25 protein-coding genes are annotated in these 24,383 nt (G+C 63.7%); 10 read left to right on the top strand and 15 right to left on the bottom strand.

Features of this window, described 5'->3' with window-relative positions; all coding sequences use genetic code 11:
• The 4 genes from NLX68_RS18395 to miaB all read right to left on the bottom strand — a co-directional run bounded on the left by NLX68_RS18395 (position 1) and on the right by miaB (position 3,788).
• Complete coding sequence (locus NLX68_RS18395) at positions 1-840, bottom strand: HlyC/CorC family transporter (RefSeq protein ID WP_010222913.1); 840 nt, start codon at positions 838-840, stop codon at positions 1-3.
• Positions 841-868: 28 nt separating this feature from the next.
• Positions 869-1,342 (bottom strand): rRNA maturation RNase YbeY, encoded by a 474-nt coding sequence (gene ybeY, locus NLX68_RS18390; RefSeq protein WP_254285146.1) that lies wholly within the window; start codon positions 1,340-1,342, stop codon positions 869-871.
• Positions 1,335-2,336 (bottom strand): PhoH family protein, encoded by a 1,002-nt coding sequence (locus NLX68_RS18385; RefSeq protein ID WP_010222915.1) that lies wholly within the window; start codon positions 2,334-2,336, stop codon positions 1,335-1,337. Before NLX68_RS18385 ends, ybeY begins: the two co-directional genes overlap by 8 nt.
• Before the next feature lie 123 nt (positions 2,337-2,459).
• Positions 2,460-3,788 carry a tRNA (N6-isopentenyl adenosine(37)-C2)-methylthiotransferase MiaB gene (gene miaB / locus NLX68_RS18380; protein ID WP_254285145.1) on the bottom strand — a complete coding sequence of 443 codons (1,329 nt, stop codon included), beginning with the start codon at positions 3,786-3,788 and terminating at the stop codon, positions 2,460-2,462.
• Between the two features lie 130 nt (positions 3,789-3,918).
• Here miaB and NLX68_RS18375 point away from each other — a divergent pair, with 130 nt between their 5' ends.
• Complete coding sequence (locus NLX68_RS18375; RefSeq protein ID WP_010222917.1) at positions 3,919-4,245, top strand: DUF1820 family protein; 327 nt, start codon at positions 3,919-3,921, stop codon at positions 4,243-4,245.
• Positions 4,246-4,254: 9 nt separating this feature from the next.
• On the opposite strand, the gene NLX68_RS18370 is transcribed toward NLX68_RS18375, so the two are convergent.
• The 4 genes from NLX68_RS18370 to NLX68_RS18355 all read right to left on the bottom strand — a co-directional run bounded on the left by NLX68_RS18370 (position 4,255) and on the right by NLX68_RS18355 (position 7,726).
• Positions 4,255-4,803, bottom strand: coding sequence for a tetratricopeptide repeat protein (locus NLX68_RS18370; RefSeq protein ID WP_010222918.1), 549 nt, complete (start codon positions 4,801-4,803; stop codon positions 4,255-4,257).
• Positions 4,804-4,984: 181 nt separating this feature from the next.
• Complete coding sequence (gene hemL, locus NLX68_RS18365; RefSeq protein WP_254285144.1) at positions 4,985-6,265, bottom strand: glutamate-1-semialdehyde 2,1-aminomutase; 1,281 nt, start codon at positions 6,263-6,265, stop codon at positions 4,985-4,987.
• A 15-nt stretch (positions 6,266-6,280) separates the two neighbouring features.
• The gene (gene thiE / locus NLX68_RS18360; RefSeq protein ID WP_254285143.1) at positions 6,281-6,907 is read right to left on the bottom strand and encodes a thiamine phosphate synthase; all 627 of its coding nucleotides are present in this window, start codon (positions 6,905-6,907) and stop codon (positions 6,281-6,283) included.
• Positions 6,908-6,928: 21 nt separating this feature from the next.
• Entirely contained in the window at positions 6,929-7,726 is a 798-nt protein-coding gene (locus NLX68_RS18355) for a hydroxymethylpyrimidine/phosphomethylpyrimidine kinase (protein WP_100782771.1), read from the bottom strand.
• Positions 7,727-7,989: 263 nt separating this feature from the next.
• Between NLX68_RS18355 and NLX68_RS18350 the strand changes: the two genes are divergently transcribed.
• From NLX68_RS18350 to NLX68_RS18335, 4 genes are all read left to right on the top strand, one after another.
• Complete coding sequence (locus tag NLX68_RS18350) at positions 7,990-9,981, top strand: hybrid sensor histidine kinase/response regulator (RefSeq protein WP_254285142.1); 1,992 nt, start codon at positions 7,990-7,992, stop codon at positions 9,979-9,981.
• Between the two features lie 83 nt (positions 9,982-10,064).
• Complete coding sequence (locus NLX68_RS18345) at positions 10,065-11,717, top strand: acyl-CoA dehydrogenase family protein (RefSeq protein ID WP_254285141.1); 1,653 nt, start codon at positions 10,065-10,067, stop codon at positions 11,715-11,717.
• A 44-nt stretch (positions 11,718-11,761) separates the two neighbouring features.
• Entirely contained in the window at positions 11,762-13,255 is a 1,494-nt protein-coding gene (amn, locus tag NLX68_RS18340) for an AMP nucleosidase (protein ID WP_254285140.1), read from the top strand.
• A gap of 69 nt (positions 13,256-13,324) precedes the next feature.
• The gene (locus tag NLX68_RS18335; protein WP_174242340.1) at positions 13,325-13,891 is read left to right on the top strand and encodes a pseudouridine synthase; all 567 of its coding nucleotides are present in this window, start codon (positions 13,325-13,327) and stop codon (positions 13,889-13,891) included.
• On the opposite strand, the gene NLX68_RS18330 is transcribed toward NLX68_RS18335, so the two are convergent.
• Both NLX68_RS18330 and NLX68_RS18325 read right to left on the bottom strand, forming a co-directional pair.
• Positions 13,888-14,091 (bottom strand): DUF2788 domain-containing protein, encoded by a 204-nt coding sequence (locus tag NLX68_RS18330; RefSeq protein WP_010222926.1) that lies wholly within the window; start codon positions 14,089-14,091, stop codon positions 13,888-13,890. The genes NLX68_RS18335 and NLX68_RS18330 overlap by 4 nt on opposite strands.
• A gap of 55 nt (positions 14,092-14,146) precedes the next feature.
• Entirely contained in the window at positions 14,147-14,623 is a 477-nt protein-coding gene (locus NLX68_RS18325) for an Lrp/AsnC family transcriptional regulator (protein ID WP_010222927.1), read from the bottom strand.
• Positions 14,624-15,032: 409 nt separating this feature from the next.
• On the opposite strand from NLX68_RS18325, the gene NLX68_RS18320 reads away from it, so the two are divergent.
• Positions 15,033-15,782 (top strand): DUF6515 family protein, encoded by a 750-nt coding sequence (locus tag NLX68_RS18320; protein ID WP_254285139.1) that lies wholly within the window; start codon positions 15,033-15,035, stop codon positions 15,780-15,782.
• A 121-nt stretch (positions 15,783-15,903) separates the two neighbouring features.
• Here NLX68_RS18320 and NLX68_RS18315 read toward each other — a convergent pair whose 3' ends face one another.
• Both NLX68_RS18315 and NLX68_RS18310 read right to left on the bottom strand, forming a co-directional pair.
• The gene (locus NLX68_RS18315) at positions 15,904-16,776 is read right to left on the bottom strand and encodes a cation diffusion facilitator family transporter (protein ID WP_254285138.1); all 873 of its coding nucleotides are present in this window, start codon (positions 16,774-16,776) and stop codon (positions 15,904-15,906) included.
• 25 nt (positions 16,777-16,801) lie between these two features.
• Positions 16,802-17,221 (bottom strand): hypothetical protein, encoded by a 420-nt coding sequence (locus NLX68_RS18310; protein WP_010222930.1) that lies wholly within the window; start codon positions 17,219-17,221, stop codon positions 16,802-16,804.
• A 118-nt stretch (positions 17,222-17,339) separates the two neighbouring features.
• Between NLX68_RS18310 and hrpB the strand changes: the two genes are divergently transcribed.
• Positions 17,340-19,865 (top strand): ATP-dependent helicase HrpB, encoded by a 2,526-nt coding sequence (gene hrpB, locus NLX68_RS18305; RefSeq protein WP_254285137.1) that lies wholly within the window; start codon positions 17,340-17,342, stop codon positions 19,863-19,865.
• On the opposite strand, the gene NLX68_RS18300 is transcribed toward hrpB, so the two are convergent.
• Both NLX68_RS18300 and NLX68_RS18295 read right to left on the bottom strand, forming a co-directional pair.
• Positions 19,866-20,945 (bottom strand): endonuclease/exonuclease/phosphatase family protein, encoded by a 1,080-nt coding sequence (locus NLX68_RS18300; RefSeq protein ID WP_254285136.1) that lies wholly within the window; start codon positions 20,943-20,945, stop codon positions 19,866-19,868. It lies immediately after the preceding gene.
• A 62-nt stretch (positions 20,946-21,007) separates the two neighbouring features.
• On the bottom strand, positions 21,008-21,676 hold the full coding sequence (locus NLX68_RS18295) for a hypothetical protein (RefSeq protein WP_254285135.1): 669 nt from the start codon (positions 21,674-21,676) through the stop codon (positions 21,008-21,010).
• A gap of 154 nt (positions 21,677-21,830) precedes the next feature.
• Here NLX68_RS18295 and NLX68_RS18290 point away from each other — a divergent pair, with 154 nt between their 5' ends.
• The 3 genes from NLX68_RS18290 to NLX68_RS18280 all read left to right on the top strand — a co-directional run bounded on the left by NLX68_RS18290 (position 21,831) and on the right by NLX68_RS18280 (position 23,779).
• The gene (locus tag NLX68_RS18290) at positions 21,831-22,577 is read left to right on the top strand and encodes a DUF2076 domain-containing protein (RefSeq protein ID WP_254285134.1); all 747 of its coding nucleotides are present in this window, start codon (positions 21,831-21,833) and stop codon (positions 22,575-22,577) included.
• Between the two features lie 100 nt (positions 22,578-22,677).
• A complete protein-coding gene (locus tag NLX68_RS18285) occupies positions 22,678-23,157 on the top strand; it encodes an NYN domain-containing protein (RefSeq protein ID WP_036996945.1) in 480 nt (159 codons plus the stop codon).
• Positions 23,158-23,176: 19 nt separating this feature from the next.
• Positions 23,177-23,779: a PolC-type DNA polymerase III gene (locus NLX68_RS18280; protein ID WP_010222937.1), complete on the top strand. Its 603-nt coding sequence runs from the start codon at positions 23,177-23,179 to the stop codon at positions 23,777-23,779.
• Here the strand turns inward: NLX68_RS18280 and NLX68_RS18275 are convergent.
• The gene (locus tag NLX68_RS18275) at positions 23,776-24,234 is read right to left on the bottom strand and encodes an Lrp/AsnC family transcriptional regulator (protein ID WP_254285133.1); all 459 of its coding nucleotides are present in this window, start codon (positions 24,232-24,234) and stop codon (positions 23,776-23,778) included. The genes NLX68_RS18280 and NLX68_RS18275 overlap by 4 nt on opposite strands.
• Positions 24,235-24,383: the final 149 nt, after the last annotated feature.

The following is a 24,383-nucleotide window of genomic DNA, read 5'->3' as shown; positions in this document are numbered from 1 at the left end:
TTAACGGGTGATTGGGGTCAGACGCAGCAGGTGAATCCGGCGGCTGTCGGCATTGAGGATGCGGAAACGGTACGGGCCGATCTCGGTGGTCTCGTTACGCTTGGGCAGGTGGCCGAAGGCACTCATGACCAGGCCGCCGACAGTGTCGAACTCGTCGTCGGAGAACTGGCTGTCGAAGAACTCGTTGAAGTTTTCGATCGGCGTCAGCGCCTTGATCAGGAAGTCGCCACTGGGCAGCGGCTTGATGTAGCTGTCTTCCTCGACGTCATGCTCGTCTTCGATGTCGCCGACGATCTGCTCGAGTACGTCTTCGATGGTCACCAGGCCCGCCACGCCGCCGTATTCGTCAATGACGATGGCCATGTGGTTATGGTTGGCGCGGAATTCGCGCAGCAGCACGTTCAGGCGCTTGGACTCGGGCACGAACGTGGCCGGGCGCAGCAGGTCCTTGATGTTGAAACTGTCGCCGTTCTCCTTGAGGATCAGCGGCAGCAGGTCCTTGGCCAGCAGCACGCCGAGCACGTCGTCGTGGCTTTCGCCAACGACCGGGTAGCGCGAGTGCGCGGCATCGATCACCGCCGGCAGGAACTCACGCGGCGACTGGGTCGCCTTGATGCTCATCATCTGCGAGCGCGGCACCATGATGTCGCGCACTTGCAGGTCGGCGACCTGGATGGCGCCCTCGACAATGGTCAGCGCCTCGCTGTCGAGCAGCTTGTTCTGATGGGCTTCGCGCAGCAGCTCAAGCAGCTCCTGACGGTTTTTCGGCTCGTGGGCAAAAGCCTGGGTCAGTTTGCCCAGCCAGGACTTTTGCCCGTTGCTCGATCGATCTTCGCTCATGGCGGTTACTCGTGATCCTTTGCAGATATCAGTGTTGAATGTCGTCGTGTTCGTCGTCGGCGTATGGGTCCGGATGACCCAGTTCGGCAAGCAACGTTCGTTCCAGTGCTTCCATTTCCTCGGCCTCATCGTCGTCGATGTGGTCGTAGCCCAGCAGGTGCAGGCAGCCGTGGATCACCAGGTGCGCCCAATGGGCATCCAGCACCTTGCCCTGTTCGGCGGCTTCGCGCTCGACCACGGCGATGCAGATCACCAGGTCGCCCAGCAGTGGGATGTCGAGCAGTTCATCAGGCACGTCGGCCGGGAAGGACAGCACGTTGGTGGCGTAGTCTTTGCTCCGCCAGGTGCGATTCAGTTCGCGGCCTTCGGCTTCATCGACCAGGCGAATGGTCAGCTCCGAGTCGGCCGTGCGCTGGCGCAAAGCCAGTTCACACCATTGGCGGAACTGTTGCTCAGTCGGGTGTGGTGCATTACTTGCCAGTTGCAGATCGAGCTCAAGCATCGCGTTGTTTGCCTTCGGTCGGGTTCTGCTGCTGGCTGTCGAAGCGCTCGTAGGCCTCGACAATGCGCTGCACCAACGGGTGGCGGACCACGTCCTTGGGCAGGAAGTGCGTGAAGCTGATGCCCGGCACGCCCTTGAGCACCTCAATGACATGGGCCAGGCCCGACTTGGTGCCGCGTGGCAGGTCGACCTGGGTGATGTCACCGGTAATCACGGCGGTGGAGCCAAAACCGATACGGGTGAGAAACATCTTCATCTGCTCGACCGTGGTGTTCTGGCTCTCATCGAGGATGATGAAGCTGTTGTTCAGGGTGCGGCCACGCATGTAGGCCAGCGGGGCGATCTCGATCACCTGGCGCTCGATCAGCTTGGCCACGTGCTCGAAGCCGAGCATCTCGTACAGGGCGTCGTAGAGCGGGCGCAGGTACGGGTCGATCTTTTGTGCCAGGTCGCCGGGCAGGAAGCCGAGCTTTTCGCCCGCCTCGACCGCCGGACGTACCAGCAGGATGCGCCGCACCTGTTCACGCTCCAAGGCGTCAACCGCGCAGGCCACGGCCAGGTAGGTCTTGCCGGTACCGGCCGGGCCGATGCCGAAGTTGATGTCGTTGCCGAGGATTTCCTTCACATAGCGCTGCTGGTTCAGCCCGCGTGGACGAATCATGCCCTTGCGCGTGCGCAGGGAAACACTGACTTCGTTGACGGCCGGGTTTTCCAGCTCTTCGACGGCCGATTCCTGCAGGTACAGGTGGACCATTTCCGGCGACAGCTCGGTGGCCTTGGCCTCGCGATAGAGGCGGCGCAGCAGTTGTTCGGCAGAGGAGGTGTGTTTGGGTTCGCCGATCAGTTCGAACTGATTGCCGCGGTTGCGGATTTCGATGGCCAGGCGCTGTTCGATCAGGCGCAGATGCTCGTCGAACTGCCCGCACAGGTTGGCGAAGCGGTGGGCCTCGAAGGGCTCGAGGATGAAACGATGTGGTTCGATAGGTGCGTTCAAGGTCGTTTTTCAGCCGCCCAACGGCAAAGGATATGGTCTCAAGGATAACCCTAGCCGCTGCAGGGCGAAAGCGCTGAAACGATCAAGGGTCGCCGGGCCTGTAACAAGGCCCGGCAGGTCAGGTCAATGGGCCAGCGAGCCGAACAGCGAGTGCGGGCGCGCATCGTCGATATGGATGTCGACGAACTGGCCGATCAGCTTCGGATTGTCGCAGCGGAAGTTGACGATACGGTTATTCTCGGTGCGCCCCTGCAACTGGCCGGGGTCGCGGCGCGAGTAGTCGGTGACGAGAATGCGCTGAACGGTACCGACCATTTGTCGGCTGATCTCGAAGCCCTGGGTGTCGAGGCGATGTTGCAAGGCCTTGAGGCGCTCCTTTTTCAGCTCTTCCGGGGTTTCGTCCGGTAGGTCCGAGGCCGGGGTGCCCGGGCGCTGGCTGTAGACGAACGAGTAGGAGAAGTCGAAACCGACGTCGGCCACCAGCTTCATGGTTTGCTCGAAGTCTTTCTCGGTTTCGCCGGGGAAGCCGACGATGAAGTCAGAACTGATGCAGATGCCCGGTACTGCGGCTTTGAGTTTGCGCAGCTTGGACTTGTATTCGAGGATGGTGTGGTTGCGCTTCATCGCCGCCAGCACCCGGTCGGAGCCCGATTGCACCGGCAGGTGCAGGTGCTTGACCAGCTCCGGCACTTCGGCGTGGGCCTGGATCAGGCTGTCGGAAAACTCCAGCGGGTGCGAGGTGGTGTAGCGAATGCGATCGATGCCATCCACCGCCGCCACCACGCGGATCAGCTCGGCCAGGTCCGCCAGGCGCCCGTCGTGGGTCTGGCCACGGTAGCCGTTGACGTTCTGACCCAGCAGGGTGATTTCACGTACACCGTTCTCGGCCAGGTGGATGACTTCGGCCAGCACATCGTCGAACGGTCGGCTGACTTCCTCGCCACGGGTGTAGGGCACCACGCAGAAGGTGCAGTACTTGCTGCAGCCTTCCATCACCGAAACATAGGCGCTGGGGCCATCGATGCGCGGCTCGGGCAGGTGGTCGAATTTTTCGATTTCCGGGAACGACACGTCGACCTGGGGCTGGCGCGTGGTGCGCGCGGCGTCGATCATTTCCGGCAGGCGGTGCAGGGTCTGCGGGCCGAAGACCACGTCGACGTAAGGCGCGCGCTTGCGGATCGACTCGCCTTCCTGGCTGGCCACGCAGCCGCCGACGGCGATGACCATGTCCGGGTTCAGGTCTTTGAGTTCACGCCAGCGGCCCAGCTGGGAATACACCCGGTCCTGGGCGCGCTCGCGAATCGAGCAGGTGTTGAGCAGGATGACGTCGGCGTCTTCGGCGCGGGCCGTGACTTCAAGGGCTTGATGTTCACCCAGCAGATCGACCATGCGCGAGCTGTCGTACTCGTTCATCTGGCAACCGTGGGTTTCGATGTAAAGCTTCTTGGCCATGGGAGATCATCTGGTAATTCGAAGAACCGCACATTATAAGGGGCCGGGGCCGTGGATCCTAGCGTTGTCGACCTGGTGCCTATGTTATAGTTTGCGACTTCTTTACCACCCGTGATTGTCCCCGCCCAAAATGACCAAACGCGAAGCTCCGATCTACAAAGTGATCTTTCTTAACCAGGGCCAGGTGTACGAGATGTATGCCAAACAGATCTATCAAAGCGATCTGTGGGGCTTTCTTGAAGTTGAGGAGTTTGTCTTTGGCGAGCGCACCCAGGTGGTGGTCGATCCGAGCGAAGAAAAGCTCAAGGCCCAGTTCGAAGGCGTGGTGCGCAGCTTTGTGCCGATGCATTCGATCGTGCGCATCGATGAGGTCGAGCGTCTGGGCACGCCAAAGATCAGCGAGGCGCGCGGTACTGGCAATGTAATGCCGTTTCCGATGCCAATGCCGGAAAAGTAAGTACGGGTCTCAGGGCAGCGGCGAGAAGGGCGTGCGACCGTCGACGGTCTGCAGCTCCAGCAGGTATTTGCGAAAGATCTGCCCCAGCACCTGGGTCGCGATTTCCAGCTCGTCGCGCGGCATCTTGGCAGACACCTCGTCAGCCATGTCCAGCGCATCCTCGGCACCATTGACCGCTGCCATCTTCAGCAGGATGTAGGCCTGCACATTGTTGGCCGCCACACCTTCACCCTTGTAGAACATGGTGCCCAGACGGTACTGCGCCTCGGCGTGGCCTTGCAGCGAGGCTTGCTCGAAGTAGCTCAGGGCCTGGTTGAGGTCGCGTGGGGTGTTGGTGCCTTCGTAGTAGAACTCACCCAACTCGTACTGGGCTTGTGCATCCCCGGACTTGGCCGCGTCCTGGCAGGCAGCGAGCGCTTGCGGCAGGTCTTCGGGCTGGGAATCGAGGGTGCAGCGGCCCGTCGCCGGAATCAGCAACGAGTTACCGCCTGCTGTGGCCAGCAGGGGCTGAAGAAGCAACAGGCAGCCCAGGGCGAGGGCGCGGCCGGTGCGGTTCATGGGGATCGACTTACCTCTGCAAAGCTGCGGCCAAAGTGTCTGGTGGCACATTATGGGATAAGCAGCGCCTACCTTACAAAGTCTTTACTCGATTTTCTGCTTCCAAGGCACCATCGTGGGGCCAGCCCGCTCCCACAATGATCACTGTGGGAGCGGGCTGGCCCCGCGATGGCTGCAAAAATCAGAGCTTGGCGAACGCTCGCTCAGCCGCATCCAGGGTGATCTGCAGCTCGGTTTCACCGTGGGCAATCGAGGTAAAGCCGGCTTCGAAGGCGCTTGGCGCCAGGTACACGCCGCCTTCGAGCATCAGGTGGAAGAAGCGCTTGAAGCGCTCGGCATCGCTGGCCATGACGTCATCGAAGGTGACGATGTCGTCGGCACCGCTGAAGTACAGGCCAAACATGCCGCCGGCCTGGGTGGTGACGAACGGGATGCCGGCGGCATCGGCGCGCTGTTGCAGGCCATCGAGCAGGCGGCTGGTGAACGCGCTCAGTTCGTCATGAAAGCCTGGGCGGCTGATCAGTTTGAGGGTGGTCAGGCCAGCGGCCATGGCCAGCGGGTTGCCCGACAGGGTGCCGGCCTGGTAGACCGGGCCCAGCGGCGCGATCTGTTCCATGATCGTGCGCTTGCCACCGAAGCAGCCCACCGGCATGCCGCCACCGACGATCTTGCCGAAGGTCGAGAGATCCGGGGTCACCCCGTAATGAGCCTGGGCGCCGCCCAGGGCGACGCGGAAACCGGTCATCACTTCGTCGAAGATCAACACCACGCCATGCTTGTCGCACAACGCGCGCAGGCCTTCGAGGAAGCCTGGCGCCGGCGGCACGCAGTTCATGTTGCCGGCGACCGGCTCGACGATGATGCAGGCGACGTCCTGGCCGACGTCAGCGAGCATCTTCTCGACCGCGTCGATGTCGTTGAACGGCAGGGTCAGGGTGTGTTTGGCAAAGGCTGCCGGCACCCCGGCAGAGCTCGGTACGCCTTGCGTCAGCAGGCCGGAGCCGGCTTTGACCAGCAGGCTGTCGGAGTGGCCGTGGTAGCAGCCTTCGAATTTGATGATGCTGTCGCGGCCGGTGTAGCCACGGGCCAGGCGGATGGCGCTCATGGTCGCTTCGGTGCCGGAGCTGACCATGCGGACCATCTCCATCGACGGCACGATCGAGCAGACCAGGTCGGCCATTTCGGTTTCCATGGCGGTTGGCGCGCCATAGGACAGGCCATGTTCCAGCTGCTTGCGCACCGACTCCAGTACATCCGGGTGGCTGTGGCCGAGGATCATCGGGCCCCAGGAACCGACGTAGTCCACGTAGCGCTTGTCGTCTTCGTCAGTGACATAGGCACCGGCGGCGTGCTTGAAGAACAGCGGCGTGCCGCCAACGCTCTTGAACGCCCGCACCGGCGAGTTGACGCCACCGGGGATGTGTTTCTGGGCGTTGGCAAACAGGGTTTCGGAACGAGACATGATGGGCTCTCTCAATCAGGCAGAAGCGAACAGGGCGTTGAAGGCGCGGGCACGGCGGGTGACTTCCTGCGTGCTGTCGGCGCCGAACAGGCCGTGAATCACCGCCAGCAGGTCGGCGCCGTGGGCGACCAGCGGGGCGGCGTTGTCGAGGGTGATGCCGCCGATCGCGCAGATCGGCAGCTTGATACGGTTGCGCGCGTGTTCCAGCAGGGCGGTATCGGCGGCGGGCGCCCCTGGTTTGGTGACCGAATTGAAGAAGCGGCCGAAGGCGACGTAGCTGGCGCCTTCACGGGCGGCCTGCTCGGCCAGCTCCAGTTGGGCGTGGCACGTTGAGCCGATGATGGCGTTGCGCCCGAGCAGGGTGCGGGCCGGGGTCAACGGTCCGTCGGTCTGGCCCAGGTGGACGCCGACGCCCAGGCGTGCAGCCAGTTCGGCGTCGTCGTTGATGATCAGCTGGGTCTTGTAGCGTGCGCACAGCTCGGCCAGGCTCTCGGCCTCGCGTAGGCGGCGGGACGCGTCCTGGCTCTTGTCGCGGTATTGCAGCAAGGTCACGCCGCCGTCCAGGGCCGCTTCGACATAGGGCAGAAACTTGCCGGCCAGCAACTGGCTGTCAGTGATGGCATACAGGCCGCGTAACTTCATGGTGTAGACCTCAAGCGAAGATCAGGAACAGAAATCCAGTGGCAAGCGGCGTGGCACGTACTGGCCTTTGCCCAGTTGCTCGGCATCGCGCAGGGTGCGCCAGGTGTAATCCAGGGCCGAACGCACCGCGCTTTGCAACTGTTCGCCCAGGGCCAAGCGGCCGGCCAGGGCACTGGCCAGGGTGCAGCCGGAGCCGTGATAACTGCCGGGCAGGCGCTGGCAGGTCCAGGTGTGACGCTGGCCGTCGCGGCTGTACAGGCGGTTGTGGATTTCGTGTTCGTCACCGTGACCGCCGGTGATCAGCAGGTGTCTGACAAACGGCAGGAGCTTTTCTGCGCATTCATCGGCGCTGCCTTCGGGCAGTTCGGCCAGGATGCGTGCTTCGGGAAGGTTCGGGGTAGCGATGGTTGCCAGTGGCAACAGGCGCTCGCGCATGGCGTAGCCGACTTCATCCTTGCCCAGGCGGCCACCGCCGCCAGCGCGCAGGACCGGGTCGCAGACCAGCGGCAGATGCGGATGGGCACTGAGCAGTTCGACCACGGTGTCGACCATTTCGATTGAGCCGAGCATGCCCAGCTTGACGGCCGCTACCGTCGAATCGGCAAGCACGGCATTGGCCTGGGCCAGTACCCACTCGCGGTCGAGGACGCGGAAGTCGCTGACATTGACGGTATCCTGGACGGTCAGGGCGGTCACGGCCGGAGCGGCATGACAGCCTTGCGCGATCAGGGCTTCGATATCTGCTTGCAAGCCGGCGCCGCCACTGGGGTCGTGGCCGGAGAGACAGAGGACAACGGGGCGGGAGCTGTAGGTATTCATGGTGCGCGAGCTTATCACCAAACGCTTTTGCTGGGTCCGCCCCGGCGCCGGGGATTTTTCAACGGGCGTTTGAAAGGTCCTGCAAGAATCGCTGAAAGTGCCGTTCTAGAGCCTTTGGCGTAAAGTTTTCAGTGGCGTCTGGCAGGCTCGGAAAGCTATGCTAGAGTGCTCGAATAAACCGATAACGGGTACTGCCGGATTACGTCGCCTCAAACGGACAGGAGGCTACGCGACGCGACCGGGACAGACCATGCTGGGGCTGTATGCGCTATTTGCTGATTGTTGTGCTGGGCTGGCTGCCGTTGCTGGCCACGGCGGTCGATTTCGACGACTCCACCCGCAGCTTGCCGCTGGGGCAGGTGATGCAAGTGTTCGAAGACCGCGATGGCAACGCCAGCATTGCGCAGGTCAGTGCGCCGTCATTCAGCGAGCATTTTCGCCCGCACCGGGCCGAAGTCCTCAACGCCGGCTATTCCAGTTCGGTGTTCTGGCTGAAAATCCAGCTGCGCTACACCGCCTTGCCATCGGCAGCCCCCCGCGCCTGGTTGCTGGAGCTGGCCTATCCGCCACTTGATCACCTTGAACTCTACCTGCCGGACGCCAGCGGTACCTTTCGCCTGGCCCAACGCACCGGCGACGCCCTGCCTTACGCCAGCCGGCAAATCAAACAGAACAACTACCTCTTCGAACTGCCCTTTGCCCCCGGCCAGACAACCACGGCCTATCTACGCTTGCACAGCCAGGGTTCAGTGCAGGCGCCGTTGACCCTGTGGTCGGCGCAGGCCTATATGGAAGCGCAACCGACCCGCCTGTATGTGCTGGGCCTGATCTACGGCGTGTTGCTGGGGATGCTGGTGTACAACCTGTTCATCTACCTCAGCGTGCGCGATACCAGTTACCTGTATTACATCCTCTATATCGCCTCGTTCGGTCTGTACCAGGTCTCGGTCAACGGTGCCGGCGTGGCCTATTTCTGGCCGGACAGCCCCTGGTGGGCCAACGCCGCCACACCGATGTTCATTGGTGCGGCGGGCCTGTTCGGTTGCCAGTTTGCCCGCAGCTTTCTGCAGGTGCGCAATCACAGCCGTGCCTTCGACGCCGTGCTCAAGGTGCTGATGGGCTGTGGTGCGCTGGTGATGCTGTTGTCGCTGACGAGCAGTTATGGCGTAGCCCTGCGCCTGGCCACGGCGTTGGCGCTGCTGTTCACCGTGTGTATCTTCGCCGCCGGGATTTTCGCCTGGCACCGCGGTTTGCGCGTGGCCCGCTACTTCATCATTGCCTGGTCGGCGTTCTTGCTCGGCGGCCTGGTCAATACCCTGATGGTGCTGGGCTATTTGCCGAACGTGTTCCTGACCATGTACGCCAGCCAGATCGGTTCGGCGCTGGAGGTCGGCCTGTTGTCCCTGGCGCTGGCCGACCGCATCAACAGCATGCGTGACGAGCAGGCTCGGACGCTGCGCGAAACCGGCCGCACCCTGGAGCAGCTCAACATCCAGTTGGCCAACAGTAACCGCCTGAAAGACCAGTTCCTGGCCACCGTCACCCACGAGCTGCGCACGCCGATGAATGGCGTGATCGGTTCGCTGGAGCTGATGCAGACCATGCCGCTGGACGGCGAGCTGGCCCAATACCAGCACACCGCCAGTTCCGCAGCCCAGGACATGATGGGCATGGTCGATGACATCCTCATCCTCACCGAGCTGCAGGCCGGCCGCCTGAGCGCCCAGAACGCCCCGTTCAGCCTGCGTTCGCTGCTGCAGGAGGTACGCGCCGAGCATGCCGCGCCTGCCATGGCCAAGGGCTTGTACCTGAGCCTGGATACCCCGGCGGAACTGCCCGATGTGCTGATCGGCGACCGGCACAAACTGGCCATGTGCCTGGGGTACTTGATGGACAACGGCATCAAGTTCACTCACCAGGGCGGGGTCATGTTGCAGGTACGCGGTGCCCGCCTGGGCCCGGATCAACTGCGCTTGAGCATCAGTGTCAGCGACAGCGGCATCGGTTTCGATCGCCTTGATGAAGCCACCCTGTATCAGCGCTTCTTCCAGGTCGATGGCTCGATGACTCGTGAGTACGGTGGCCTGGGCATTGGCCTGGCGATTTGCCGGCAGTTGGCCGAGCTGATCGGCGCGCGCCTGCAGCACGAGTCAAATCCGGGGCTGGGCAGCCGCTTCGAGCTGAGCCTGAGCGTGCCCTTGAGCCCGCCCCAGGCGCAGTTGGGCATGGCCAGGCCGGGGCTAAATCACGGCTAGTTAGGCGTTTTTGTCACTTTGACAGGGGGGCAGGGCGTGATTCACTGAAATTTCAGACACGCCAGGATCCAGGAGGCCCCTCGATGAACCTGCACCAGTACGCTGAAACCCATGAGGTCACCAACCAGCCGCCGTCCCTGGATGGCGCCAACCTGTACCGCATCGATCTGCCGCTGCAGGAGTGGTCGCGGCGCTACGGTGCAGGCTGGGCACAGGACCGCATCGACGCGTACGGCGCCCTGGCCGGCGGGCCGCTGATGGCCGCAGGCTTTCTGGCCAACCAGAACAAGCCGCAATTCAGCAGTCATGATCGTTATGGCCATCGCATCGACCTGGTGGAGTTTCATCCGGCCTATCACGAGCTGATGCGCACGGCCATCGAGCATGGCCTGCCCTCGTTGCCCTGGGCCAACCCGCGTGAGGGCGCCCATGTCGCCCGCGCCTCGATGACCTACCTGCACAGCCAGGCCGAAGCCGGCAGTGGCTGCCCGCTGACCATGACCTTTGCCGCTGTGCCGGCGCTCAAGTTGCAGCCGGAACTGGCCGAGTACTGGTTGCCCAAGGTCCTGGCAACGGAATACGACCCGCGCAATATTGGCGATCGCCACAAGGTCGGTGTGACCCTGGGCATGGCCATGACCGAGAAGCAGGGCGGCACCGATGTGCGCGCCAATACCACACGTGCCTATCCGGTCGGTGCACCAGGCCCGGGCCAGGCTTATGAACTGGTCGGGCACAAGTGGTTCTGCTCGGCGCCAATGTGCGATGCCTTTCTGACCCTGGCCCAGACCGACAAGGGCCTCAGCTGTTTCCTGCTGCCGCGCCACCGCCCGGATGACAGCCGCAACCAGTTCTATATCCAGCGCCTGAAGAACAAGCTCGGCAACTGCTCCAACGCTTCCAGCGAAGTCGAGTTCCGTGGCGCCCTGGCCTGGATGATCGGTGAGGAAGGCCGTGGGGTGCCGACCATCATCGAAATGGTCGCCATGACCCGCTTCGACTGCATGGTCGGCTCCAGCGCCCTGATGCGTCAGGCCCTGACCCAGGCTGCTCACCACTGCGCCCATCGCCAGGTCGGTGGGCGGCTGTTGGCCGAGCAGCCATTGATGCAGAACGTGCTGGCCGATCTGGCCCTGGAAAGCGAAGCGGCGCTGGCCTTGAGCCTGCGCATGGGCCGCGCCCTCGACCAGCCGGATGATCCGCACCAGGCACGTTTTGCCCGGCTGATCACCGCCGTGGGCAAGTACTGGATCTGCAAACGGGCGCCGGCGATGATCAATGAGGCGGCCGAATGCATGGGCGGTGCCGGTTATGTCGAAGACAGCATCCTGCCGCGGCTGTACCGCGAGGCACCGGTCAACTCGACCTGGGAAGGCTCGGGCAACGTCCAGTGCCTGGACGTACTGCGCGCCTTGTCCAAGGAGCCCGGCGTACTCGACACACTGTTTGCCGAGCTTGGTGATGGCCATGGCGATCACCGACTGGCTGCACATATCGGCAACCTCAAGGCGGCGTTTGCCGACACCGCTGACAGCCAGTACCGCGCCCGCCAGCTCACGGAAGACATTGCCGTCGGCCTGCAGGCCAAGCTGCTGCTCGAAGCCGGTAACGCGGTGGTCAGCGATGCCTTTATCGCCAGCCGCCTGAGTGGCAGCGGCCGGGTATACGGCGTGCTGCCCCGTGGCATCGATGTCGCGGCGCTGGTGCAACGCTCGACCCCGAATTGGCCGCTCTAACGTGCGTGCCTTTGCTGACGGATGTAGGCAAGATGGGGGCATGCATGTCAGACAGGAAGTACATTGTGAGCCGTACTGATGAAGCCTTCGTTGTCGTAGAAACCGCCGAGCAGGCCGTCGACCGCCTGGCGGCCCTGCACGAACACGCCACCGCGGCCTTGAGTCAGGCGCTCAAGCGCTACCTCAAGGACCGCACCGAGCCGGATGCCGAGGAGCGGGCGTTGTTCCGCTACCCCGAACTGCGCCTGACCTACCAATACCATGGCGAAGTGCCGGCGATTACCCGCGCTTACGCCAAGGTTCAGCTACCTGGCACCTACAGCGTTACCGTGACGCAGCCGGCGGCGTTCCGTGGTTACCTGCTCGAGCAGCTCAAGCCGCTGATGCGTGACTTCACTGTCACGGTCGAAGTGGGCGTCAGCCAGCAGAACATTCCTTACCCTTATGTGGTCGAGCAGGGCGACGAGCTGGCCGGTACCGGCATCACTGCCGCGGCGCTGGCGCGGGTATTCCCCAGCACCGACCTGTCCGCCGCCACCGACGGCATTGCCGACGGCCTGTACGACTGGGCCAACGTCGACCCACTGCCGCTGGCACTGTTCGACGCCGCGCGGGTGGACTTCTCCCTGCGCCGCCTGGTGCATTACACCGGCAGCGACTGGCGCCATGTGCAGCCGTGGATCCTGCTGACCAACTATCACCGCTATGTCGACCAGTTCATCACCCACGGTCTTGAGCAACTGCGTGATGATCCGCGCTTCGTGCGCATGGTCTTGCCGGGCAATGTGATTATCGAAAAGGCCATGGACAACGGCGAAGCCCAGGCCCTGGTCGCCGGGGTGGTCTGGCACCGCTACCAGATGCCGGCCTATCACCTGATCGCCGCCGACGGCGACGGTATCACCCTGGTCAACATCGGCGTCGGCCCGTCCAACGCCAAGAACATCACCGACCACCTGGCGGTGCTGCGCCCGCACTGCTGGCTGATGATCGGCCACTGCGGTGGCCTGCGCCAATCGCAGACCATTGGCGACTACGTGCTGGCCCACGCCTATATGCGCCGCGACGGGATTCTCGACCGGGTGGTCCCCCCGAACATTCCGATTCCGGCCCTGGCCGAAGTGCAACTGGCGTTGCAGGAGGCGGCGGCGCAGGTTACCGGCGAGCGCGGCGACGAGCTGAAAAAGCGCCTGCGCACCGGTACCGTGCTGACCTACGACGACCGCAACTGGGAGCTGCGCTGGGCCCAGGAGCGACCGTTGATCAACCTGTCGCGGGCAGTGGCGGTGGACATGGAAAGCGGCACCATCGCCGCCCAGGGCTATCGCTTGCGGGTTCCGTACGGCACCTTGCTGTGCGTTTCCGACAAACCGCTGCACAGCGAGATCAAACTGCCGGGGGCGGCCAACGCCTTCTACAACCGGGCGGTCAGCCAGCACCTGAACATCGGCATCGCCGCCCTCGACCTGCTGCGTACCGAGCTCAACTCGTTGCACTCGCGTAAACTGCGCAGTTTTGACGAGCCGCCGTTCCGCTGAGGCCCCATGCCGTTACCCCCACGCACCAAGCCGCGGCGTCCCGCGGCCAAGCCCGCCGGTCCGCGTCGCCTGCCCAAGGCGCCGCCGGCCGAGCCGCGGTTGATCCTGTTCAACAAGCCCTTTGACGTGCTGACCCAGTTCAGCGACGGCGAAGGGCGCGCGACCCTCAAGGACTTCATCGCCATCCCCGGCATTTACCCGGCCGGACGCCTGGACCGTGACAGCGAGGGCTTGCTGCTGCTGACCAACGATGGCCAATTACAGGCGCGGATTGCCGACCCCAAGCACAAGTTGGCGAAAACCTATTGGGTACAAGTGGAGGGGGAACCGAGCGCGGAGCAGTTGCAGCGTCTGCGCGAGGGTGTCGAGCTCAACGACGGCCCGACCTTGCCGGCCCAGGCCCGTCAGCTCGACGAGCCCGACCTTTGGCCACGCAACCCGCCAGTACGCTTTCGCAAGAGCATACCGACCAGTTGGCTGGAGCTGGTGATCAAGGAAGGGCGCAACCGTCAGGTGCGGCGCATGACCGCTGCCGTCGGCTTGCCGACCCTGCGCCTGGTGCGCGTACGGATCGGCGACTGGAGCCTGGATGGCCTTGATCAAGGCCAGTGGCGGGAAGTGCCGGCCAAGCTTTAAACGCCTTCGATAAAGCCGATCACCACGCTTTTGATGATGAAGGCGAGGATGCCCAGGCCCAGCACGAAAAACAGGATGAAGGTGCCGAACTTGCCGGCTTTGGATTTTTTCGCCAGGTCCCAGACGATAAAACCCATGAAACCAATCAGGATGGTGACCAGGATGGTCATCATCCACTCTTCGAACAACGCAGGATCCATCGATACTCTCCGGCAGGTTGAGGCGCGCGATTATACGCCCCCCTTGCCAGCCTGACTAACGCAGGTGCGTGAGCGGCAGTTCGGTGCTGGCCAGTACCTGGTTGAGGACGAAGCTGGAGCGCACGCTGGTTACGCCTTCAATGCGCGTCAGGTGGCCGAGCAGCAGTTGCTGGTAATGGTCCATGTCGGGCACTACGACCTTTAGCTGGTAGTCGGCATCCATCCCGGTGACCAGGCTGCATTCGAGTACTTGCGGCAGGCTGCGGATCGCCGCCTCGAAGGTCTCGAAGCGCTCGGGGGTGTGGCGGTCCATGCCGATCAGTACGTAGGCGGTCAGGCTCAGGCCGAGCTTCTTGCGGTCGAGCAGGGCGACCTGGCGGGCAATGTAGCCGTCGTCTTCCAGTTGCTTGACCCGGCGCGAGCAGGGCGAAGGCGACAGGCCGATGCGTTCGGCCAGTTCCTGGTTGGAGATACGCGCATCGCGCTGCAATTCGGCAAGAATGCTCAGGTCATAGCGGTCAAGCTTGCTCATGGGGTTGGCCTTTTCTGTTTCGATTGCGTCGAATTATCAATCTTTAGGCAAAAATTGCGCAAGTTATATTTAATTGAGCAATCTTAGCAATCATCTGTCGCTGCCTTCGCCGTATTCTTATCACCAGAATCACTGCCCGGACATCAGTCCAGTACGGCGGGCCTAATCAGGCCCGCCGCGGCCAGCAACCCCACCCGGTTGTGCTCGGCCCCCGGGCTACACACTGTCCACAAGACGGCGTGAGGTGAGCCGGTGTCACAAGCGCCGAGCACGGACAAAATTCTCAAAGGGAGACCCCAGGGTCTCCCTTTTTTATTGCCTGGCAAATTTCATCTGGCGGCCGATACCCCGTAGCAGACGGCCTGATAAAGTAATCCAGGCCCCTTGTTATCGGTCCGTGAGGAAAAGCATGAAGTCGCGCGTCTGGCGTATGGCGGGTGTTGGTTTGCTGTGCATGAGTGTCAATCTGCCGCTGCTTGCCGAAGGGCAGGGGGCTTCACCGTTGCAGTCGCGGCCCGATGAAGTGCGTCAGACCCAGGCGCCGCGTACCGGCTACTACCAGGACATTCCGCGACGCAACGACAACCGCTATTACCAGGCCGGTGGCGCCGGGCGTCCGGATGGCCATGGCAATGGGTGGGGCCCGGGGCCGCAGTATCGTCCGGGGCAGACCATCGAGCGCTTCCCCGACCGCTACTGGAAAGTGCCCTATCGCGGGCATGATTACTTTTATTCCGGCGGCTACTGGTATCGCCCGCAAGGCCCGCGCTATGTGGTGGTGACGCCGCCGTATGGCGTGCGGGTCAACTACCTGCCCGATTACGCGCGCGAAGTGTGGATTGGCAGTGCGTTGTTGTTCCTTGCGGCGGGTACGTATTATCAATACCTGGAGGACAGCCGCGAATACGTGGTGGTCAATCCACCGACGGCCAGTGCGCCGCAGCAGAGCGGCCCCGGTTATGAGGTGATCGCTTACCCGGCTCAGGGCCAGAGCCCTCAGCAGCTTGATCGTGACCGTTATGAATGCCATCGCTGGGCGGTGCAGCAGACCGGGTTTGACCCGGCGGCGGCCAGCTACGCGCCATCGGCGCAAGTGGCCGATAACTATCGGCGGGCGCAGGGTGCTTGTTTGAGTGGGCGGGGGTATAGCGTCAACTGAACCGGGGGCTGCTGCGCAGCCCATCGCTGGCAAGGCCAGCTCCCACAGTTTAACGGTGCATGCAGTTCCATTGTGGGAGCCGGCCTTGCCGGCGATGCAAGGCTCAGCCTTGCCAATGGCTTCACATGACCGGATCAGCATGCACCAGTACTTCCGCCTTCGGATACTGGCTGTTGATCGCCGCCGCAGCCTGGTCACACAAGGCATGGGCCTGGGTCAGCGGCAGGTCCCCGGGCAACTCCAGGTGCAATTGCACAAACCAGTGGCTACCCGATACCCGTGTGCGCAAGTCATGGGCGCCACGCACCCCGGGCACACTGCAGGCCAGCGCCAGCATCTGCTCGCTGATGTCACTGGGCAGTTCCTGGTCCATCAGGATCGAGCTGCTCTCGCGGCCAATCTGCAGGGCGCTCCAGAGAATGTACAGGGCGATGCCCAGGCCGAAAATCGCATCCAGCTGCGGCCAGCCGAAGCGCGCCAGCACCAGGGCGACCAGAATGCTGCCGTTGAGCAGCAGGTCGGAACGGTAATGCAGTGAGTCGGCGCGCACCGCGTTCGAGCCGGTGATGCGGATTACCTTGCCCTGCAGCATCAGCAAGGCAATGGTCAGCACCAGTGACAGCACCATCACTGCAATGCCAACGCCGGTTTCTGCCAACGGTTGTGGATTCTGCAGCCGTTCCACCGCCTGCACGCCAATCAGCACCGCACTGACGGCAATGAACAGCGCCTGGGCCATGCCCGCCATGGCCTCGGCCTTGCCGTGGCCGTAGCGATGATCGTCATCGGCCGGGCGCAGGGCATAGTGCACCGCCAGCAAATTGAGGAAAGACGCCACGCCATCGAGGGCCGAATCGGTCAGCCCGGCCAGCAGGCTGACCGAACCGCTGAGCCACCAGGCCACCGCCTTGGTCAGGATCAGGATACTGGCCACCGCCAGCGAGGCGCGGGTGGCCAGGCGCAGCAGGCGTTGGTGTTCAGCCGAGGGAGTCATGCCGAAGGTGGCTTCCTGTCAGAGGTCAAGCCGCGGGCTTGAGGCCGTACATGGCCAGTTGTTCGACGCTGCCCTTGTGCTGGATCAGGCGCGGGTCGTTGAGTGGCAGGCGCTGGCCCAGTTCGCTTTCGAGAATAGCCTGCAGCTTGCTGTTGTCGACTTTGCCGTCGGCGCTGATGGCTTCATTGAGCTTCTCGGGCGCGACCTGGGCAGTGGTGCCGCCAGGCAGGTAGATGGCGCCGGTGGCGAAGTCGATGCCAAAGGCGATCAGGCCGGGAATCACATAGAAGAGGATGCCGATAGCGTCGAGGGCGGCGACCACCGGGTCGATCTTGCCTTCGATCTGGCCGCGCCGGTCGGGAAAGAACAGGGTGCCGCAGGCCGTCAGTTGGGTCAGCAGGGTGGCGACCACGACGCCGCCAATGACACGGGAGGGAATACGCATGGAAATCTCCGGAATGAAGGCCGCAACGATACAGGCAAAGAGCCGGTATCTACAGCTAAGACCATGATAAGGCGGGCTCGGTTCGCCGTTATACTCGGCGGATTGTTTGAGGACCACCATGAAATCATTACCGATCGATGCCGTACTGCCGGCCTTGCGCGAGGCCTTGGGCCAGCGCCACGAAGCAGTGCTCGAAGCGCCCCCCGGCGCTGGCAAGACCACCCGTGTACCGCTGGCGCTGCTCGATGAGCCGTGGCTGGCCGGGCAGCGCATTCTCATGCTTGAACCACGGCGCCTGGCGGCACGGGCGGCAGCCGAGCGGCTGGCCAGTGAGCTGGGCGAGCAGGTCGGGCAAACGGTCGGTTACCGCATTCGCCTGGACAGCAAGGTTGGCCCGAACACGCGGATCGAGGTAGTCACCGAAGGGATTCTCACCCGCCGTCTGCAGGCCGATCCGGCCCTGGATGGCGTGGGTCTGCTGATTTTCGATGAATTTCACGAGCGCAGCCTCGATGCCGACCTGGCCCTGGCCCTGAGCCTCAACGGCCGTGAGTTGCTGCGCGACGAGCCGCCGCTGAAAATCCTGCTGATGTCGGCGACCCTTGAGGGCGAGCGTCTGTCGAGCTTGCTCGACGACGCCCCGGTAGTCAGCAGCGAAGGGCGCATGTACCCGGTCGATGTGCGTTGGGGCCGCCCTTTCCAGCCGGGCGAGTTCATCGAGCCGCGGGTGGTCGATACGGTGCTTCAGGCCATCACTGATGAGTCGGGCAGCGTGCTGGTGTTCCTGCCGGGACAGGCGGAGATTCGCCGGGTGCATCAGGCCTTGCAGGACGCCCTCGGTGAGCGCCGTGACATCTTGCTCTGCCCACTGCACGGCGAGCTCGACCTCAATGCCCAGCGCGCCGCCATCGACACGCCTCCCGCCGGCCTGCGCAAGGTGGTGCTGGCGACCAACATCGCCGAGACCAGCCTGACCATCGATGGCGTGCGGGTGGTGGTCGATGCCGGCCTTGCCCGGGTGCCGCGCTTCGACCCCGGTAGTGGCATGACCCGCCTGGACACCCAGCGTATCTCCCGCGCCAGCGCCACCCAGCGCGCCGGCCGGGCCGGCCGGCTAGAGCCCGGCGTGTGCTACCGCTTGTGGTCCGAAGCCCAGCATGAGCAATTGGCGGCGTACGGCGCTGCCGAAATCCTCCAGGCCGATTTGGCCGGCCTGGCCCTGCAGTTGTCGCGCTGGGGCGTCGCCCCCGAGCAACTGTGCTGGCTCGACCAGCCGCCTGCTGCCGCCTACGGCCAGGCGCTGGATCTGTTGCAGCGCTTGGGCGCATTCAAGGCCGACAGCCAGGACAGCCTCAGTGCTCACGGCCAGGCCATGGCCGAATTGCCGGCGCATCCGCGCATTGCCCACCTGCTGCTGCGCGGCCAGGACCTGGGCCTGGCCGACATGGCTTGTGATGTCGCCGCATTGCTCGGTGAGCGTGACATCCTGCGCGGCGGCGGTGCCGACCTGCACAGCCGCCTGGCCCTGCTCAGCGGCGAAACCCGCGCGGCCAAGGGTGGGCAGGGCGGTGTGCAGCGCGCCCGGCAACTGGCCCGTCAGTACCGTGGCTATTTGCGTGGCAAAGCCACTTCAGCTGTAGCCGACCCTGACCATTCGCGCTGGCTGGGTGCCTTGCTGGCGCTGGCCTACCCGGACCGGGTTGCCCAACAGCGGCGTGCCGGCGGTGCTGAATATCGCCTGGCCAACGGCCGTGCCGCGTTGTTCGGCGAAGCCGATGCCTTGATGAAACATCCGTGGCTGGTGATCGCCGACCTGGGCAGCCGTCAGGGCCAGCGCGAGGAGCGCATTTATCTGGCCGCCGATTTCGACCCGGCGTTGTTCGACGGGGTCCTGGCCGAACAGGTGCGCAGCCTGGATATCCTCGACTGGGACGAACGCGAAAACGTGTTGCGTGCCGAACGTCAACGCAAGGTCGGTGAGCTGGTGCTCAGCCGAGAGCCGCTGACCGGCCTGGATGAAGACGCCCGCGCCCGGGCGCTGCTGGAACTGGTGCGGCGCAAGGGCCTGGAGCTGCTGTCGTGGACCCCCGAGCTGCGCCAGTGGCAGGCGCGTGTGGCGCTGTTGCGCCAGCTCGACCTGGCAACCCAGGGTGAAAGTGAATGGCCGGACCTGAGCGACGCCGCGCTGTTGGCAAGCCTTTCGCACTGGCTGCAACCCTACCTGGGCAAGGTCACCCGCCTGAGCCATTTCGCCCAGCTCGACCTCTCGTCGATCCTGCGCAACCTGCTGCCCTGGCCGCTGCCCCAGCGCCTGGATGAATGGGCGCCGGTGCACCTGAGCGTGCCCTCGGGTTCGAACATCCGCCTGGACTACAGCGAAACCCCGCCGATCCTCGCTGTGCGCCTGCAGGAGCTGTTCGGCCTGGCCGAAACCCCGCGCATTGCCCAGGGACGGCAACAGGTCTTGCTGCACCTGCTGTCGCCCGCCCGGCGGCCGGTGCAGGTGACCCAGGACTTGGCCAATTTCTGGCGCAGCACCTACGCCGAGGTGAAGAAGGATCTGAAGGGGCGTTACCCCAAGCACTATTGGCCGGATGACCCTTTGGTCGCCGAGGCTACCGCGCGGGCCAAGCCACGCAAATAATCACGGCTGCGCAGGCAACAGCAAGCGCGCCGTTACCGGCAGGTGATCGGAAATTTCCAGGGTGTCCTGCTGAATCACCCGTGCCCCCAAACGCTGCAGCTTCGGGCTGTACAACAGGTAATCGAGGGTGCGGTCCGGCCCTTGCAGATTAGGGTCGTTGGGGTAGTGGGTCAGCCAGGCCGCGCGGTCGGCGCTGCTGGCTTCGGCGTTGCTGGGGATCATCGGGTACTTGTCCCAGAGCAGGTGCAAGTCGCTGTCGGCGCTGTACTGACCGCGCAGTTCGGCCGGCAGGCGCCGGTACTGGCCGAGCGGCAGCAGGTTGAAGTCGCCGCCGATCAACCAGGGGGTGCCCTGGCTTTCGAGCTTGTCGAGCAGCCGCGTTAGCTGTTGCACCTGCTGGCGCTGGATATCGCTGCCCGCCTCGAAGGGGGCGAGGCGGGTGTTGAGTACCGCTAGCTGGCCGCCGTCGCGCAGTGGCAGGTAGCTGGCAAGGATGGCTTGCTGAGGTTGTAGCAAGCGCTGCAGGGCGTTGCCGGCGGCGACCGGCAATTGCACGCGTTCGGCCTGCTTGATCGGGTAGCGGCTGAGGGTCGCCAGGCTGCGGCCGACGCTGCCGAAAATATGCCAGTCGGGGACGAAATCGGCTTTCCAGTCGTAGGCCTGCACCGCGCACGGATAGATATCCACCAGACGCTCGCGCAGCAGTGCCAGCTGGTCCTGGTAGTCGCTGGCCTTGGCGTTGTTGTCCAGCTCCTGGAGCAGGACGATGTCCGGCTGTTCGGCGCGGATCACCCGTGCCACTTCATCGAGGTTGAAGGCGAGGTCTTCGGCGGTAGGGCGGGTGTCGTCGCCACGGCCCTGGTCGTACCAGAACACGTAGCGTTTGCCGGCCAGGTACTGCACGTTCCAGGTCATCACCTTGAGCACCTGGCCCGGCACCAGCACTGCATTGCTGGCGCGACAGCTAACCGGCAGGGTTTCGCGCGGCTTGGGTTGCCAGCTCAGTTGCGTGGCCAGCAGCCACAACAGGGCGAACAGAACAAGCAGGGTCAGCAGGGCGTTGCGCAGTAGTCGGGTCATCGGCTCGGCTTGGCTTGGCAGGTCACCGCCAAGCATACCCGAGCCGTTCGTCCGCAAACCAGTCAGGACACCGGTGGCTCTGCAACCGGCTCGCTGACCAGCATGTACAGACGAAACATCACCACGGTGCTGAACAGCTGCAGGAAACTGTTGGCACTGTCGAGGGCCAGTTGCGCCAGCGGCGAAGGCTCGGGCACCAGCATCATGCTCAGGCCGTCGATCAGCCACAGCGGTGCCAGCACGCCGAGGATGCAGCTGAAGATGCGCCAGAAGTTGCCGGTGGTCATCTGAAAGCTGGTACGCATGGCTTCGATCGGTGGCAGGCCACGCAGCACCAGGGCGTATTCAGCAAACACCAGGTGGATCATCACCCAGATGCCGGGAATGATGAACAGCGCGGCGCCGGCCATGATCAGCAGCGAGCTGAGCATCACCATCAGGGCGAATGACGGCCACAGGCGCAAGGCCATGGCCAGCAGGTTGCGCTTGAGCGGGGTGTAGCCATTGCTGCGGGTGTCGAGGTAGAGAATCAGCGCGGCGCTGTACAACGGGTAGAACAGCAGGCTGACCAGCATGCCGTAGCCTGGAGAGGCATCCTCGCCCAGTTGCTGGTTCAGCAGTTGGGTGCACAGTGCTTCGAGCACCACCAGCGGCAGGCACAGCTGGGCAATGCTCAGCAGGTGGCGGCGGAAGAAATACACGGAGTCGCGCAGAACACTAAGCGGATTCATCGGTCGATATCGCATTGAAGAAAAGCAGGGCGTCACTTTAGCCCAGGCGCTGGCCAACCTGAAGAAAGTTTAATCCCGGCTTGTGTTGAATCTATCGTCCTGGCACCCCATTTTACCTGTACTCGATTTTTCCGGTTTTGCAGTGAGGTTGCCCATGAACAGTGAAGAACAAACCCTGATCGACGGCCTGTTCGGTCGACTCAAGCAAGCCGAGGACCCGGCCGTGCCACGCGATGCCCAGGCCCAGGCACGCATTGCCGAACACCTGCAGCAGCAACCGGCGGCGCCTTACTACATGGCTCAGGCGATCCTGGTGCAGGAAGCGGCGCTCAAGCGCCTGGACGAACAGAACCAGCAACTGCAGGCCGAGCTGAAGCAGGCCAAGGCCCAGGTCGCAGCCACCGCACCGAGCAGCAGCGGCGGCTTTTTGTCGAGTATCTTCGGCAGTGGCACCCGTGATCCACAGCCGCTGCAGAGCCAGGCACCGGCCAACCCGCCAGCCAGTGGCGGCGGTTGGCGCGAACCATCGCGCCCGTCATTCAACCCGCCGGCGCAGCAGCAGGGCTTCAACGCCGCACCGGCCCAGGCTCCCGCCCGCAGTGGGGCCAGCAGCTTCCTCGGTGGTGCACTGCAAACCGCTGCCGGCGTGGCGGGTGGGGTGATGCTGGCGCAAGGCATCAGCAGCCTGTTCAACCATCACTCACAGCCTGAAGAGGTGGTCGAAGTAATCAAGGAAGAGCCGGCGCCGGCCAGTGACACCAATGGCTGGGGCAGCAATGACGAGCAACGCCTGACCGCCGACAACGGCAGCTACGGCAATGACCAGGGCGGCTTCATGGACGGCGACTACAGCAGCGACGACGGCGGCTTCTTCGGCGGCGACGACGACAGCTTCGTCTGACCGCGCTTACCCGCATGGCTCGCAGGCTGGCATACTGGGCGCCGAAACGGCCCCGGTGTGCGGCGGCCGGCAACAGCGCTGTGCGCCATGAGGAAAAGCGGTGAAGAAGATCGCGGTATTCGCCGATGTGCAAAACCTCTACTACACCGTGCGCCAGGCCTACGGTTGCCACTTCAACTATGCGGCGCTGTGGGCCGACATCAGCCAGCACGGGCAGATCGTCGAAGCGGTGGCCTACGCCATCGACCGCGGCGACAGCAAGCAACAGCAGTTTCAGCAGATCCTGCGCAACCTTGGTTTCACGGTCAAACTCAAACCCTATATCCAGCGCAGCGACGGCTCGGCCAAGGGCGACTGGGACGTGGGCATCACCCTCGATGTGATCGACGCCGCCGCGCGGGTCGATGAGGTGGTGCTGGCCTCCGGTGATGGTGATTTCGACCTGTTGCTCGAGCGGGTCATCAGCCGCCACGGCATTCAGGCCGTCGCCTATGGCGTGCCGGGGCTGACCGCCAATTCACTGATTCGCGCTGCCAGCCGTTATGTGCCCATCGAGGGCAGCCTGCTGCTCAAGCATTAAGATTTCTGAGGTTGTCGTTTTGGAACGTATCGCTGTCATCGACTTTGAAACCACCGGCATTTCACCCGGTGCCGGTTGCCGGGCCACGGAGGTGGCGGTGGTCATGCTGGAGCGCGGGCGTATCGTCGAGCGCTATCAAAGCCTGATGAATGCCGGGGTGCCGGTACCGGCGTTTGTCGCCGGCTTGACCGGCATCACCACCGCCATGCTGCGCAGCGCGCCGCCGATTGCCCGGGTGATGAACGAGGTGGCCGAGTTCGTCGGCGATACGCCAATGCTCGCCCACAACGCCTCGTTCGACCAGAAGTTCTGGGACTACGAGCTGTCGCAGATCGGCCGCAGCCGCAGCCAGCGGTTCGCCTGCTCGATGTTGCTGGCGCGGCGCCTGATGCCCTCGGCGCCTAACCACAAATTGGGCACCCTGACCCGTTGGGCCGGCCTGCCTGACACCGGCACCGCGCACCGGGCCATGGCCGATGCTGAAATGGCCGCCAACCTGGCCCAGCACCTGGCCGGGCAATTGCGCCAGCAGGGCGTCAACGGCGTCTCCCACCAGTTGTTCTGCAGCCTGCAGAAAGTCCCCGCGGCGAAGATCGGCGAAGCGCTGAAAAACTATCGCTAGGCCTTCTTGCCGTTGGGCTCCAGGTGGCCCAGCGGCAGGCGCCGCTCCACGGCGCTGGAGAGAATGATCGAGGTCTTGCTGAAGCCGAACTGGGCGATGCGGTTGATCAATTTCTCCAGCTCCGGCATCGAGGCCACGGCCGCCTGCATGATCACGCAGGGGTCGCCGGTCACCCGGTGGCACTCGGTCAACTGCGGGATCTGCGTGAGCTCCTCAAAGGTCTGCTGGTTGCCATGGCTGGCCAGGCGCAGCTCGATCACGCACTGGATCGGCAGGCCGATCTTCTCCAGGTCGACCTTGGCCTGATAGCCGGTAATCACCCCGCTGGCCTCAAGCTTGGCCACCCGTTCGGCCACCGCCGGGGCGGAGAGATTGACCTTGCGCGCGAGCTCGGCGAAGGAGGCGCGGCCGTTGTCCAGCAGGGCGCTGAGGAGCATGCGATCGTACTTGTCCATGGGCTTCCAGAGGGTTGTCGTCGATTCAAAGGCGCAAGGCCATAAGAACCGTTGTTTCAAAAGTGTACGGTTGGTTTAAACAAGTTTTGTAACTTATGTTTAGCGTGCCGCCTTTCTAAACTAACTGCCCGACAACGATAATTCGAGCC

This window comes from Pseudomonas sp. SBB6, assembly GCF_024213215.1.
Classification (GTDB): domain Bacteria; phylum Pseudomonadota; class Gammaproteobacteria; order Pseudomonadales; family Pseudomonadaceae; genus Aquipseudomonas; species Aquipseudomonas donghuensis.
This window is presented reverse-complemented; position numbering and strand designations above follow the sequence as displayed.